This is a genomic window from Mesorhizobium sp. P2_B11, from assembly GCF_056404855.1.
This window is the reverse complement of record NZ_JBFUDF010000005.1, coordinates 220839-235322: the sequence shown is the minus strand read 5'-3', so window position 1 is coordinate 235322 and position 14484 is coordinate 220839. Positions and strand designations below refer to the sequence as shown.

12 protein-coding genes are annotated in these 14484 nt (G+C 61.7%); 3 read left to right on the top strand and 9 right to left on the bottom strand.

Annotation, left to right across the window (positions count from 1 at the left end; all coding sequences use genetic code 11):
• Positions 1-274 precede the first annotated feature (274 nt).
• Positions 275-1417: a DegT/DnrJ/EryC1/StrS family aminotransferase gene (locus tag AC1DYJ_RS17815; RefSeq protein WP_477285638.1), complete on the top strand. Its 1143-nt coding sequence runs from the start codon at positions 275-277 to the stop codon at positions 1415-1417.
• Positions 1418-1420: 3 nt separating this feature from the next.
• Here AC1DYJ_RS17815 and cysQ read toward each other — a convergent pair whose 3' ends face one another.
• Genes cysQ through cysD form a run of 3 tightly spaced genes read right to left on the bottom strand, consistent with a single transcriptional unit; the run spans position 1421 to position 5065 of the window.
• Complete coding sequence (gene cysQ / locus AC1DYJ_RS17810) at positions 1421-2209, bottom strand: 3'(2'),5'-bisphosphate nucleotidase CysQ (protein ID WP_477285923.1); 789 nt, start codon at positions 2207-2209, stop codon at positions 1421-1423.
• 10 nt (positions 2210-2219) lie between these two features.
• The gene (cysN, locus tag AC1DYJ_RS17805) at positions 2220-4157 is read right to left on the bottom strand and encodes a sulfate adenylyltransferase subunit CysN (protein WP_477285636.1); all 1938 of its coding nucleotides are present in this window, start codon (positions 4155-4157) and stop codon (positions 2220-2222) included.
• A 2-nt stretch (positions 4158-4159) separates the two neighbouring features.
• Positions 4160-5065, bottom strand: a complete 906-nt coding sequence (gene cysD / locus AC1DYJ_RS17800) for a sulfate adenylyltransferase subunit CysD (protein ID WP_477285634.1) — start codon at positions 5063-5065, stop codon at positions 4160-4162.
• A 473-nt stretch (positions 5066-5538) separates the two neighbouring features.
• Between cysD and AC1DYJ_RS17795 the strand changes: the two genes are divergently transcribed.
• A complete protein-coding gene (locus AC1DYJ_RS17795) occupies positions 5539-6822 on the top strand; it encodes an O-antigen ligase family protein (protein WP_477285632.1) in 1284 nt (427 codons plus the stop codon).
• Positions 6819-7775, top strand: a complete 957-nt coding sequence (locus AC1DYJ_RS17790; protein ID WP_477285630.1) for an NAD-dependent epimerase/dehydratase family protein — start codon at positions 6819-6821, stop codon at positions 7773-7775. The genes AC1DYJ_RS17795 and AC1DYJ_RS17790 overlap by 4 nt, the downstream gene beginning before the upstream one ends.
• A 49-nt stretch (positions 7776-7824) precedes the next feature.
• On the opposite strand, the gene AC1DYJ_RS17785 is transcribed toward AC1DYJ_RS17790, so the two are convergent.
• The 6 genes from AC1DYJ_RS17785 to AC1DYJ_RS17760 all read right to left on the bottom strand — a co-directional run bounded on the left by AC1DYJ_RS17785 (position 7825) and on the right by AC1DYJ_RS17760 (position 14447).
• Entirely contained in the window at positions 7825-8358 is a 534-nt protein-coding gene (locus tag AC1DYJ_RS17785) for a sugar transferase (protein ID WP_477285628.1), read from the bottom strand.
• Between the two features lie 7 nt (positions 8359-8365).
• Positions 8366-9298 carry a glycosyltransferase family 2 protein gene (locus AC1DYJ_RS17780; protein ID WP_477285626.1) on the bottom strand — a complete coding sequence of 311 codons (933 nt, stop codon included), beginning with the start codon at positions 9296-9298 and terminating at the stop codon, positions 8366-8368.
• A gap of 80 nt (positions 9299-9378) precedes the next feature.
• Complete coding sequence (locus AC1DYJ_RS17775; RefSeq protein WP_477285624.1) at positions 9379-11367, bottom strand: SDR family NAD(P)-dependent oxidoreductase; 1989 nt, start codon at positions 11365-11367, stop codon at positions 9379-9381.
• 179 nt (positions 11368-11546) lie between these two features.
• Positions 11547-12914: a sulfatase gene (locus tag AC1DYJ_RS17770; protein ID WP_477285622.1), complete on the bottom strand. Its 1368-nt coding sequence runs from the start codon at positions 12912-12914 to the stop codon at positions 11547-11549.
• Positions 12914-13693 (bottom strand): sulfotransferase family protein, encoded by a 780-nt coding sequence (locus AC1DYJ_RS17765; protein ID WP_477285620.1) that lies wholly within the window; start codon positions 13691-13693, stop codon positions 12914-12916. The genes AC1DYJ_RS17770 and AC1DYJ_RS17765 overlap by 1 nt, the downstream gene beginning before the upstream one ends.
• An 88-nt stretch (positions 13694-13781) precedes the next feature.
• Positions 13782-14447 carry a sulfotransferase gene (locus AC1DYJ_RS17760; protein WP_477285921.1) on the bottom strand — a complete coding sequence of 222 codons (666 nt, stop codon included), beginning with the start codon at positions 14445-14447 and terminating at the stop codon, positions 13782-13784.
• Positions 14448-14484 lie beyond the last annotated feature (37 nt).

The following is a 14484-nucleotide window of genomic DNA, read 5'->3' as shown; positions in this document are numbered from 1 at the left end:
AAGCCGCCACGAGAACCGATCACTTTATGTTTCCACGAGCCGGAAAGACGCGATAAATTAGCCACGTCACGGCCTGGAAAGCCCGGATTTCCGGCATCTTGCTGCAGTGCGGCAAAAACCAGCGGTAACAGGCTGCGACACCTCGGCCACTGGCCGGTTGGCCCGTCCGGCTTTCTCGACCGGCCCAACTCTGGTACCAGCGGGCCGGTTAAGTTGTTGTTTCTGCGCGTATCGTTGTCCCTTGGACCGCGCGCATTACCGTTTTGAGGCCGACATGCAGTTCATCGATCTTGGCGCGCAGCGCGAACGTATCCGCGACCGGCTGAAGGCCGCGATCGACAATGTCGTCGAGGAAGGCCGATACATCCTCGGGCCGCAGGTCACCGAATTCGAAAGCAAGCTCGCCGCCTATATCGGCACCAAGCATGTCGTGGCCTGCGCCAACGGCACCGACGCGCTGCTTTTGCCCTTGTTTGCCGCCGGCATCGGCCCGGGCGATGCGGTGTTCGTGCCGAGCTTCACCTTCGCCGCAACGGCGGAAGTGGTGGCGTTGGCCAAGGCCGAACCGGTGTTCGTCGATGTCGACGCCGAGACCTACAACATCGACATCGCCAGCCTCGAGGCGGCGATCGCCATGATCAAGAAGGAAGGCCGGCTGAAGCCGAAGGCGATCATTCCGGTCGATTTGTTCGGGCTTGCCGCCGACTACGAGGCGATCATGGCGATTGCCAAGCGCGAAAACCTGCTGGTGATCGAGGATGCGGCGCAGTCGATCGGCGGCTCGGCCGATGGCAAGATGTGCGGCGCCTTCGGCCATGTCGGCTCGACCAGCTTCTATCCGGCCAAGCCGCTGGGCTGCTACGGCGATGGCGGCGCGATGTTCACCAATGACGATGCGCTGGCCGACCAGCTGCGTTCCTTCGCTTTCCACGGCAAGGGCGAAACGCAATACGACAATGTCCGCGTCGGCATCAATTCACGCCTCGACACGATCCAGGCGGCGATCCTGATCGAGAAGCTCGCCATCCTCGAAGACGAGATGGTCGCCCGCCAGGTGGTTGCAGACCGTTACGCAGCGGGCCTGGGCGACATCGTCAAGGCGTCGCGCAATCTGGGCCACGGCCGCTCGGCCTGGGCGCAGTATGCCATCGAGACGCCGAAGCGCGACGGCTTGCGGGCGCATCTGACCGAAAAAAAGATCCCGTCGGTGATCTACTATGTGAAGCCGCTGCACGAGCAGGTCGCTTACAAGAACTTTCCGCGCACGCCGACCGGGCTGACCGTTTCGGAAGCGCTGCCGACGCGGATCCTGTGCCTGCCGATGCACCCCTATCTCAGCGAAGCCGACCAGGACCACATCATCGAGACGATCCGCAATTACATCGGCTCGAACTCGGCGCATGTAGCGGCGGCGTAATTCTTACGCCGCCTCCGCCGCCTTCCCGCTGGCAATAAAATGCGGGTTGGCGAAATCCTCGTCGTGGCTCTGCTGGCGCTTGCCATAGGCGAGCGGCTCGCCGTCCAGCGTGCGCGTCATGCCGCCGGCGGCGCGCAGCACGGCGTCACCGGCCGCGGTGTCCCATTCCATGGTGCGGCCGAAGCGCGGATAGATGTCGGCTTCGGCGGCGGCGAGCAGGCAGAATTTCAGCGATGAGCCGACCGAGACGATCTCGGCGGCGCCGAGGTCCCTGATAAAGGCTTCGGTCTCCGGCGTGTTGTGCGAGCGGCTGGCGACGACCGCGAGCGGCGTCGCCGCCGTCCTGACCGAAATCCGCCGCCGGCCGACGATGCGGAAGTCGCTATCGACGTCGATTGCTTCGGCCCTGCCCGGCCGTCCAGAGAAGAAGCGTCCGCTGCAGGGCGCGAAGACGACGCCGACTTCGGGCACGCCATGCCGGACAAGTGCGATGTTGACGGTGAAATCGGTCCTGCGGTTGACGAATTCCTTGGTGCCGTCGAGCGGATCGATCAGGAAGAAGGCGCCATCGAGATCAGGCGGCACGATGCCGGCGGCGACCTCTTCCTCCGCCACGCAGGGAATATCGGGATAAGCCGCGCGCAGGCCGGCCAGGATGATCGTCTCGCTCTCGCGATCGGCTTCCGTCACCGGCGAGGAGTCGGACTTTTTGTCGACCGCGCAGCCATCCCTGAAGACCCGCATCACCTCGCGCCCGGCATCGAGCGCCAGGCGCTCGAACACGTCGAGCATCACCTCGTCGTCAGATGCCGCCGCCGGCTTCGTATTGGTCTTCAGCAATGTCGCGCTCGTTCAGCCAGTGTTCCAGAGCCTCTACCATCTCCTCGGCCGTCTTGCCGAGCGTCTTGAGATGGATTTCGGGATTTTCAGGCGCTTCATAGGGTGAATCGACGCCGGTGAAATTCTTGATCTCGCCATTCAGCGCCCGTGCATAAAGGCCTTTCGGGTCACGCCGGGCGCATTCCTCGAATGGCGTGTCGACGAACACCTCGACGAACTCGCCCTCGGCCATCAGTTCCCTGGCCACGCGCCGCTCGGCAGCGAAGGGCGAGATGAAAGAGACGATGACGATCAGCCCGGCATCGGCCATCAGCTTGGCGACCTCGGCGACACGTCGGATGTTTTCGACGCGGTCGGCATCGGTGAAGCCGAGATCGCGGTTGAGGCCGTGGCGGACATTGTCGCCGTCAAGAATGTAGGTGTGGCGCCCCGAGGCGAACAGCTTCTTCTCGAGCAGATTGGCGATGGTCGACTTGCCCGAACCGGAAAGCCCGGTGAACCAGAACACGGCCGGGCGCTGGCCTTTCAGGTCGGAGCGGCCGCGCTTGCCGACATCGAGCGACTGCCAATGGATGTTTTCGGCGCGGCGCAGCGTGTGCAGGATCATGCCGGCGCCAACCGTGGCGTTGGTGATGCGGTCGATCAGGATGAAGGCGCCGGTGGTGCGGTTGTCGGCGAAAGTGTCGAAGGCGATCGGCGCGCGGGTCGAGATGTTGCAGATGCCGACCTCGTTCATGTCGAGCGACTTTGCCGCCTCGCGGGCGAAATCGTTGACGTTGACGCGGTATTTCAGGTCGGTGACGGTTGCGCTGGTCTGGTCGGTCTCGGTGCGCAGGATGTAGGAGCGGCCGGGCAGCAGCGCTGCCTCGTCGAACCAGACTATGTTGGCGGCGAACTGATCGGCGACCTGCGGTCTAGCTGCGGGCGACACCAGCATGTTGCCTCTGGAGACTTCGACCTCGTCGTCGAGCACCAGGGTGATGGCCTGGCCGGCGACGGCCTGGGCGAGATCGCCGCCATGCGCGACGATGCGCTTGACCCGCGAGGCCTTGCCGGATTTGGCGACGACAACCTCGTCGCCCTGCGCAACCTGGCCGGACGCGATGGTGCCGGCAAAGCCGCGGAAGTCGAGATTGGGCCGGTTGACATACTGCACCGGAAACCGGAACGGCAGTTCGACCGCGGCCTCGTCGACCGATACGGTTTCGAGATGCTCGATCAGCGATGGGCCGGAATACCATGCCGTCTTGTCGGAGCGGCTGGTGACGTTGTCGCCGTAGCGGGCCGACATCGGGATCGGCACGATCGTCTGGAAGCCGAGCTCGTGCGAGAACTGCCGGTATTCCTCAACGATGCGGTCGAACACCGCCTGGTCGAAACCGACGAGATCGATCTTGTTGACGGCAAGCACGATGTGGCGGATGCCGAGCAGCGAGGCGATGATCGAGTGGCGCCGGGTCTGGCGCAGTACGCCCTGGCGCGCGTCGATGAGCACGATGGCGAGATCGGCGGTCGAAGCGCCGGTCGCCATGTTACGGGTGTACTGCTCATGGCCGGGCGTGTCGGCAACGATGAACTTGCGCTTGGGCGTGGCGAAGAAGCGGTAGGCGACGTCGATGGTGATGCCCTGCTCGCGCTCGGCCTCAAGGCCGTCGACCAGCAGCGCGAAGTCGATGTCGTCGCCGGTGGTGCCGTGCTTGCGCGAATCGCGCTCGAGTGCGGCAAGCTGATCCTCGAAGATCTGCTTGGTGTCAGACAGCAGGCGGCCGATCAGCGTCGACTTGCCGTCGTCGACCGAGCCACAGGTGAGGAAGCGCAGCAGCGACTTCTTCTCCTGCGCCGCCATGTATTCGCGGATCTGATCGGTGGGGGCGAGGCTCTTGGCCAGAATGTGGCGCATGCTCAGAAATACCCCTCGCGCTTCTTCTTTTCCATCGAGCCTGCTTCATCGCGGTCGATGAGGCGGCCCTGGCGCTCGGAGGTGCGCGCCGTCAGCATCTCGCCGACAATGGCTTCCAGCGTGTCGGCCTCGGATTCGATGGCGCCGGTCAGCGGATAGCAGCCGAGGGTGCGGAAGCGCACCAGGCGGTTCTCGACCGTCTCGCCGGGGCGCAGCACCATGCGGTCATCGTCCTTGAGGATCAGCATGCCGTCGCGCTCGACCACCGGCCGCTCCTTGGCGAAATAGAGCGGCACGATCGGAATGTTCTCCTGCAGAATGTACTGCCAGATGTCGAGCTCGGTCCAGTTCGACAGCGGGAAGACGCGGATCGATTCACCCGGCGAAATGCGGGTGTTGAAGATCTTCCACATTTCCGGCCGCTGGTTCTTCGGGTCCCAGACATGCTGGGCGTTGCGGAAGGAAAAGATGCGCTCCTTGGCGCGCGACTTCTCCTCGTCGCGCCGTGCCCCGCCGAAGGCGGCGTCGAAACCGTATTTGTCGAGCGCCTGGCGCAGCGCCACGGTCTTCATCACATGAGTGTGGGTGTTGGAGCCGTGGTCGAAGGGGTTGATGCCGTCACGCACGCCGTCTTCATTGACATGGACCAAAAGGTCGAAGCCGAGCTTCTGCGCCATCTGATCGCGAAAGGCGATCATCTCGCGGAACTTCCAGGTGGTGTCGACATGCAGGAAGGGGAAAGGCGGCTTGGCCGGATAAAAAGCCTTCATCGCCAGATGCATCAGCACGGAGGAATCCTTGCCGACGGAATAGAGCATCACCGGCTTGGAGAAGGAGGCAGCAACCTCACGGAAGATGTGGATGGATTCGGCCTCGAGCCGCTGCAGATGCGTAAGCGCGATGTTCATGGACTGTGAGCGTTCTCTCGTGCCATCCAGACCTTGCATCAGATGGATCGGGCGTCCTTTTCGGCCGCCCGGTTCAAGCTTCACTGCTGGACACTATCGGTTCGTGCCGGCGTTCTAGCAGATAGCCACCTGATATAACAACGCTGGAAAGGCCGGCGACCAAGCCGATCGGGAACGAATTTTCCATGAAAAGCCCGGAATCCGGAAATTCCTGCCCGGGAGATTGATCGCCGCCAAAGGGCGGGAAAAATCTTGCCGGAACCCTGGGAAAACGGCCGGGCCCGTCGATGCTTCCGCTATGCGATGCGGCCACGCCACCGATTTCGATGGCTGCAAGATCCTCGCCGCACTATCGAAAACCCAACCCAGCGGCTATACCGGCTCCTGAACCCGCATCGCCCGGGATGCCGCAAAAGCCGCCGCCAAAACACTCTCCGTCGCCAAGCGACCCCAGCGCATTGTGAACCAGAGCATTGACCCCGATTTCCGCCATCAAGCAGCATCTCTCGCCGTCACGGATCAACATCACCTTCTCCATTCTCTGCTTCTTTTGCCCGCCGGTGCTGGGGTCGGCGGTCAGCTTTGTGTTCAATGGCGGCGGCCTGTGTTCGGTGGTTCTGCTTGCGCTGAAAAGACGGCGCTTCAACATCGACCGGCCGATGGTCGCCATGACGGTGGCTATCTATGTCTATTGCGCAGCTTGCGTGCTTGCCTCCATCGTCAACAATTCGATCGCCAGGGATGCGCCGAATCTGGTGGGGCTGATCACCTTCCTGTTTTTCCCCGTCTCATACGCGACCTGGAGCATCACCGAGAAAACCACGCTGGCGCGCATCGTCGTGCTGGCGAGCGCCGCAGCCTGCTTTGGCGCCCTGCTGCTGGCGATCGTGCAATATTACTGGCTGGGCATACGGGCCGAAGGCGGCGCCGGCAATGCGATCGTGTTTGCAACGGTCGCTTGCCTCAGCGTGATGATGTGCCTGGCGGGCGCCTTGTCCAACATCGAAAAGAACAAAGCCTTTCTGGCCTGCGCGGTGCTGGCCGGGACTGTCGCCATCCTCTATTCGGGATCGCGGATCATCTGGCTGGCGATGCTGGTGGCCGGCATCGCCGTCCTGCTGATCAACCGTCGCAAGCTCAACAACAGAAACGCCATTCGCCTTTTGCTGATTGCGGGCGCGACCGGCATCGTCATCGCTGTCGTCGGTCTGCCCATCATTTCCGAGCGCGCGGCCTTCCTGTTCAGCGACTGGGATGCGCTTGCCACGAAGGGTGACCACACAACCGCGCTCGGCTTGCGCGCAGCCCTTTGGCAGATCGGCCTCGGCGCCTTCCACGACATGCCGATTTTCGGTCACGGCATTGCTGCAAGCCGTGAGCTGATAAAGGATGGATTCCATAATCAGTTCAACATGCCGTCCGTGGGCTTCAGCCATTTCCACAATGGCTTCCTGACGGCATTGGTGCAGGCGGGGCTGCTTGGCGCCATTACGCTCGCGGCTGTTTTCGTCGTTGCCGCGAGAAACGCCGCCATCGTGCTGCGCACCAGCACCGATACGATCGAGCGGTTCGGCGCCACGATGATTGTCGTTACCGTGATCACCTATCTCATCGGCGGCCTGACCGGCATCCTGGTCGGCCACGACATCCTCGATTCGACACTGATGGTGTTCCTGGTGTCCGGGACCTACCTTGCTTCGGGCCGGCAACAGGCGTTGCCGGAACCAGCCTTTACGCCGCAGGCAAGCCCGCCGTGAAAGTGCTGGTCACAGGTGCGACCGGTTTCATCGGCAGGCAGGTCGTCAACCAGCTTGGCGAAGCCGGGTTCGAGGTGCGCATGGCATCGCGTCACCCAAAACAGCTCGATGCCGCGAGCGATGTCGTGCTGTTGCCGGACTTCGACGCGCCGGCCCAGGCATTCCAGGCGCTGATGCAAGACATCACCCATGTCGTCCACTGCGCGGCTCTCAACAATGACCGCAAGGCGAGCGAGGCCGATTTTCTCGCCGCCAATGCGACGCTGACCGCCCAGCTGGCGCGCGCTGCCGCCTGGCGGGCAAGCGGGCGCTTCATCTATCTGTCATCGATCCGGGCAGTCGCCGGTCCCGGTTTCAGTGGAACGATCAGCGAGGCGACGCCGCCTGCCCCGCAATGCGCCTATGGCCGCTCGAAACGCGAAGGCGAGATCAGGATGCTGGAAGCCTATGCCTCCAGACCCGTCGATGCCACGGCGCTGCGCCTGCCGCCGATCTATGGCGAAGGCATGAAGGGAAACCTGGCGAATCTGATGCGCTTGGGCGGCATGCCTGTGAGCATAGCGCTGCCGGCGGCCGTCTTCAGCGGCGTACGATCGCTGATGTCATGCGAGAGCGCGGCGCGCACCGCTGTTTATCTGCTTAGCCGTCCGGAGCCACTTCGCCCCGTCTATGTCGTCTGCGACCTGCCGCCGCTGCCGGCCTCGGCCATCATCCGGGCTTTCCGGGACGGTTATGGCTACTCGTTGAAACTGTCCAAAGTGCCCGCAGGTCTGATGCGGACAGTATTGACCTTGATTGGCAAGGCCAAGGCGTGGGAAGCGATAACTGCGACGCAGATATGCGATCCGTCGCTGCTGGTATCCGAAGGCTGGGTGCCACGGACCGACACGCTCGAACAACTGACCGAGCTCGCGCGCCGCTACAAATCCGGCGTTGCTCGGCTGTCTATTTGAGCATGATCTCGTCCGAAAATCGGGGCCACTTCCAGGGATCATGCTCTGGTTAGAAGATCGTACCCACAAGAATACGGATATCGAGGCCGATCGAGGCCGCTTTGAGATATTCGGCATCGGTCTCGGCGCAGAGTTTTGGATCCGACATGTCGATGCCTTTCATCTGCGCCAGCCCGGTAATGCCCGGCAGGGCCGCAAGCACGCCAAATTGCCTGCGGCGTTCGATCAGCTCGGTTTGCGTGGGCAGGCATGGACGCGGCCCGACCAGGCTCATCTCGCCCTTCAGCACATTCCACAGCTGTGGCAGTTCGTCGATCTTGAATTTTCGCAGCACCGCGCCGACGGCGGTGACGGAGTTTGACGGCGCCTGATGCGAGGGCAGAGACGGCGTTCCCACCACCATTGTCCGCAGCTTGTGGCAGGCAAACAGCACGCCATTTTGTCCGACACGGGGTTGCGAAAACAAGGCGGGTCCAGGCGACGACAGCCTGATTGCCAGCATGGCAAGCAGGATAACCGGCGAGGTCAGCGGCAACAGAACCGCCGCCACGACGAGGTCGAAAGCTCGTTTGGGTCCCGTCATAGCCAATCTAGATCCGCCGCCAGATGAAGGCCAAATAGAGCCCAAGCGTACCAGTCAGTGTCTGCCGATAGACGCCGCTTTTTCTGAGAAGACGCAGGCGTCGCAAGACACCCCCCTTGCGCGCCCTGATGAACAGGCCAAGGCAAGCGGCGGCATCCTTGCTGAGGATGTCGCGATTGACCGCCAGACCGCTGAGATTGTGATCGGTCCAGACGGCGAACTCGCCCTTGAACAGGCGCCCCAGCCGCGACAGCCGCGCCTTCCACGACACGTTGGCGCCGACCAGGTTTGCCTCATGCTGGCGGTAGCGCACCAGCGGTCGAGGGTCATAGCGGACAATGCCGCCGGCGGCGGTGACGATCAGATAGGTCCACCAGTCATGGCTGACGAACTCTGTTCTTGCCGATGCTTTCGCCAGCAACTTTCGCGCCGTGCGGTTGATCATCATGGTGTTGCCGCCGGCAATGCTCTGCACAAGCGCATTGCGAAACGACGGCGGCTTCAGGAACAGCGGCGAATGCCCTTGCGCCGCCCCGGTTTCGGACATGGTCGCGGTCCTCGAGCAAAACAGCAGCGGCGTTCCGGCATCGTGTTCCTGCATCCAGGCAATGGCGCTCGCCAGCCTGTCCGGCTCCCAGATGTCGTCCTGATCGCAGAAGGCGTAGTAGTCGGCATCGATGCGCGAATCGATGATCATCGAGCGGAAGTTGGCGGCAAAGCCCTGGTGAGGACCGCTGGACAGGGTCAAGCGACCCTTAGACCAGCGGCTCCGCCAGGCGCCGATGATGGCAGAAGTGCCATCCGTCGAACCGTCGTCGGAGACCCAGAGGTCGACAAGAGGATGCGATTGCGCCAGCAGCGAGGCGAGCTGCTCGTCAAGGAAAGCCGCGCCATCTTTGGTGCCCAGCAGCACGGCCACGCGCTGATCTTGTCTGCTCACTGGTTGAGAATCATCTGCAAGCGCCTGGGAAAGGCCATCGGTTGGTTTCAATAGCCAATCCCGGTCGATCAGGACAGGGTTTAACCGGCTTGTCCGACTGTTTTCGCGATAGTTTCGCGGCGCGCATCGGCTTGAGGCTGTTCGACCTGATGCAGCCCGGCCATGACGGCGAGTGCTGCGGCCTTGTCCTGATCGCGCATGGTCGCCTGCAGCGATGTCAGCGCCGCCTGAACCTTGGGCCATCCGACGACATCGGTTCGCAGGCCGAAGATCTTGGGGATATCGAGCGCGACAATCTCCTCATTGCCGCCATGCAGCACCTCGTGAAGCTTCTCGCCCGGCCTGATCCCGGTGAAACGGATCGGAATGTCGGTGTAGGGGCTTTTGCCGGCCATGCGGATCATGGTTTCGGCGACTTCGAGGATCGGCACCGGCTTACCCATATCGAGCATGTAGATGGCGTAATCGTCCTTGCCCTGGCGCCGCTCGGCATCGGCCGCCGACATGATGACGAGGTCGACGGCTTCGGCCACCGTCATGAAGTAGCGGGTCATGCGACGATCGGTGATGGTGACCGGACCGCCGGCCTCGATCTGCGCCTGGAAGATGGTGGCGACCGAACCGTTGGAGCCGAAGACATTGCCGAACCGCACGGCGATGAACTTGGTGCCGGAGCGACGGCCATTGGGTTCGGTGGCGTGCGTTTCGTGCAGCGAAGAGACGATCTGCTCGGCGGCGCGTTTTGTCATGCCGAGCACCGAGGTCGGATCGACCGCCTTGTCGCTGGAAATCAGCAGAAACTGCGGCACCCCGCATTTGGCGGCAACCTCGGCGCAGACGAGAGTACCCAAAATGTTGGTCTGAATCGCCGATTCCCAGTTTTCCTCGAGCAGCGGCACATGTTTGAGCGCGGCGGCGTGGAAGATGATGTCGGGCTTGAAATCGCTGACGACGCGGGTGATCTGGCGCCGGTCGGTGACGTCGACGATGCGGCTCTTGAGCCGGGCATGATCCTTTTCGTCGACCTGCTGGTCGAGCTGGAAAATCCCGAACTCCGAGATGTCGGCAACCAGAACTGCCTCGGCGCCGAGTTCCAGCGACCGCTTGACCAGGATGCGGCCGATGGAGCCGGCGCCGCCGGTCACCAGGACGCGCTTGCCGCTGACGAAGCCGCCAATGCGCTCAACATCCGACGGAACCGTGGAGCGGCGCAGGATGGTTTCCATCTCGACAGCGTCGAGAACCAGCTTTCCGCCCTGCCCGAGTTCCGAGACGCCGGAGAACTGGACGACGGCGATGCCGCTGTGGCGGGCAACGCGGACCAGCTCCGAATATTCCTCGATCTCGCGTTCGGTGCCATTGCCGAAAATCAGCATGTCGAGGCTTTTGGTGCCCCTTACATATTCTTCGAGGACCTCCACGAGGCGGGGCCGCACGGCCACCACCGGGACGCCCTGGATCTGCGTGCCCAACGGCGCGCCGTTCTCGATGGCCATGATGCCGGCGATGGAATATTCGGCCGGCTCTGCTGTGCGCGTGAACCGAATGATGACGTCTGCTTCGCCGAGCCTGCCGACGAACAACGCCTGCTTGATCGCCACATTGCTCGCGTTGCGGCTCAGGATTCGCCAGCTCGCCCCGTCGCGCAGGAACCGGTAGTAGAGCCGCGGCGCCGAAATGATGGTGAAGGAGACGAGGAAAAAGACAATGAACTGGCGCTCGTTGAGACCCGTCACCGGCTGAAACCATCGAACCGCCAGCGAGACGACGTAGAGCGTGACGGTCAGGATCGCGCAGCTCTTCAGAATGTTGAAGAAGTCCGGCGTGGAGGCGAAACGCCAAACGGTGTTGTAGAGGCCGCAATAGCGAAACAGGAGATGGCTGAGAAAAACGATGCTCCCCCAGCACGCCAGGCCCGGCCAGGAGAGCGCGTCGAATGAAAGTCTCGACTGCGAAAGCCCGAGACTCAGCGCCACCGCCACCAGGACCATGACAATGTCCTGGATCATTATAATGGCGCGCCGCATCTTCGGACGAAGTCCGGACACGACTTCTACATAGGATGTCATCGGGTAGTACTGAACTCCAGGCGCAAGGACATGGACACTAACGTGATGCGAGAGCGACGGAAACCCGTCACCGATCACCTGTTTAGAGTGCCAATCCCCAGCCCCGCCGCTTTTGTATCGCATAGCGTGGAGTTGAGGCCATCGCCAGATATTTTTTTGGAACTGCCCTTAGCTGACCGTCAATCTCGACGGTCGGACGGGAGGCGTGCGCCAAGATCCAGACGCGTTTTCTCAAAGCGCACGTCACCGATCAGATTGTTCCACTCGTAGGGGTCGGCGCTCAAATCATAGAGTTCTTCCGACAAATCGGAGTAGCGCGTGTAGCGCCAGCGGCTTGATCGGACGGAATGATTGCCGCGCAACCATGTCATGATCGCACAATGGTCTTCCATCTCGCCGCCCTGCGCCAAAGGCATAAGGGAACGACCGTCTATGTCGGCCGGCGGCTCGAGCCCGCAAAGATCAAGAAGCGTGGGAAACAGGTCAACCAGGCTGACCGGCTGTTCGACACGAGGCAACGTCGCCATGCCCCGAGGCGGTACCAAAATGAAGGGCACTCGCGTTGCTTCCTCCCACAGCACGAATTTTCGCCAATGCAGTTTTTCGCCAAGGTGGAACCCGTTGTCTCCCCAAACGACCACGATTGTATTGTCGGCCGCGGGCGAAGCATACAGGGCGGCAAGCACGCGTCCGATCTGGCTGTCGCAGTAGGAGATGGCGCCGAGATAGCCCTGGACGGCGTTGCGCCATTGGCCGTGCTTCAGGACGGTTTCGTGGTCGGGCGGCGAGAGGGCCCAGGCCTTTGCGATGGCGGGAACGTCGTCGAGGTCGTCATTTTTGACAAAGGGCAGGCTGACCTTGTCGAGAGGATAAAGATCGAGGAACCGCTGCGGAACGTACCAGGGTAAATGCGGCTTGTAGAAACCCGTCGCGCAAAAGAACGGCTGCTCGTGCGGTCTTTCGAGGAAGGCGCAAACTGCGTCTGCGGTCTTGAAATCGGGCATCTCCGGCTCACGGGCAGGCTCGATGGCGCCCCAGTCGAAGTGATGATTCATCGACGCTACATTCTGGAAATCATCGAAGTCGAACATGCGGTTGAGCGGCCGATGCAGCGGCATCGGCTCGGCGACGGGCGTATGGAATTCGTCCCACAATGCCGGCCGGTTCGAGAATTCGTTCCATTTTGCCGACAATGCCTTGTTGCGCCCGGCATCGGCGTAATCGAAGCTGCCATGGAAGACTTTGCCCGCACCCATGCAGAAATACCCGGCCTCGCGCAGGCGCTCGAGCAGCGTGACCCTGCGCAGCGGCGCCTCCCAGAATGGCTCGTTCTGGTAGACGCCGGTTGTCGTCGGCAGACATCCGGTGAACACGGACATCCGGCTGGCATTGCAATAAGGTGCCGTGCAGTAGGCGCGCAGGAACGTCGTTCCGCGCGATGCGAGCCGGTCGATTGCAGGCGTCTTGACGTCCGGATGGCGGCCCAATGGCGCAATCCAGGAATTGAGGTCGTCAGCCACGATGAAGAGAATATTTGGCCGCTTCATCAGCCTTCCACCGTCATGCTCTGATCCATAGTCGGCCAATCGGAAACCGACAGCCCTGAAAGTCTGGAGAATTCGGCGGTGTCATCGTAAAAAATCTCGCGCAAATAGGTCACATCCTCCGGCCGAAGCTCGTCCTTGCATCGTCTCCCAAGATGGTCGGTTCGCGCGGCAAGGGAAGGAAACGGTTGGATGGAGAGGAAACGGGCAACGGACTCCAGCGTAGCTTGATGATCCCTCAGCAGATCCTGTGAACGCAGGAGCAGGACATTCTCCCTTGGGAACAAGGCAAACAGCCGGCGCAGCTGGCGTGCGTAAAAGCCCCGTTCGACATAGCTATACACACGCCACGCCGGATCGGTCTGATCCAACCCCTTGAGCCGCCAGCGGCCTTGTCGGATCGCCAGGTGAAAAGGCAGATGCTCCGACCGGTTGCCTGTCTCCATGCGCCATTGCGACCACGCTCGCTCGATCGGATCGCGAAAGATGAAGACAAGTTTCATTCCGGGATTGTATCGCTTTATCCTTTCCAGCGATGGCGGCCAGAACAGATAGATCGGGGTCACGTCAAATCCGATGCCTCCCCCGGCATCTTCGGAAAAATAGCTTCCCAACTTGCGATAGTCCGGCGCTGACCAGTCCTGCGTTTCGTCGTCAAAGAAATGCATCTCCTTGACGGACGGCGTCGCCAACTGCGGGTGTTGCCTGAGATAGCCGAACAGGCTGGTGGTGCCGGATTTCTGCACACCACCAACGATGAAGCCCAACACAGGCTGGTCCAATGCATGCGCCCCCATGCCACGGCCACTTCTCTGTCACCACTGTCCCTCGCCCCTTCGGCGAAAGCCCCCCGAAAGCCTGCAAACAAGCCTAGACAGCAGCGTCTGCCAAGTCCAGTTGCTGATAATCCCGCCCGGAAGCGAACCTCTTGATGAGATCACGCTGTTTTTCGCTGGGAAGCTCAAGTCCAAAAAAATCCGCGATCTCGCACAACATTGCCTCGGGATTCAGCAGCGCACGCTCATAACTGAGAAGGAGCGTCGGCCACTGCAATCGCTGCAGCAACTCCCAATATCTGCTGTATCGGATCAGCGCCAGGTCATAGGCTTGCTCGATCGAGGATTGCATCTGCTTGACTTCGGACTGGGCGACCGCGGCCATGTCGCGGTTGACGAACACGATGAACGGGTTCCTCACCACCTCTGCTATTGCCCCGAGATAGAGATCGGCAGACGGATCTTTCCAACCCCAAAGATCGTTGGCGTCATTTCTCGCCTCGATGATCTCTTCCAGCTTCTGCAAGCCGACATCTGCAGAGCCATCGATCAGGTGGCCATCCAGGTCCCGACCCTGAGCCGCATAAACAAGCTCCAGATCCTCATGGATGACGGAGTCGGGTGACGATCCCATGGGCACACCCAGGATTATCGCCGCTCCGGCCACGAGGCTGGTACCGCCCCGTCCACATCCGACCACTATCAAGGTTCGTGGCCCGTCCGGCGACGCAAGTCTGATCGCTTTGTGTGATGTAGCCATCGCCACCGTCTTACGCTCCTAGTATCCCGATGTTCGC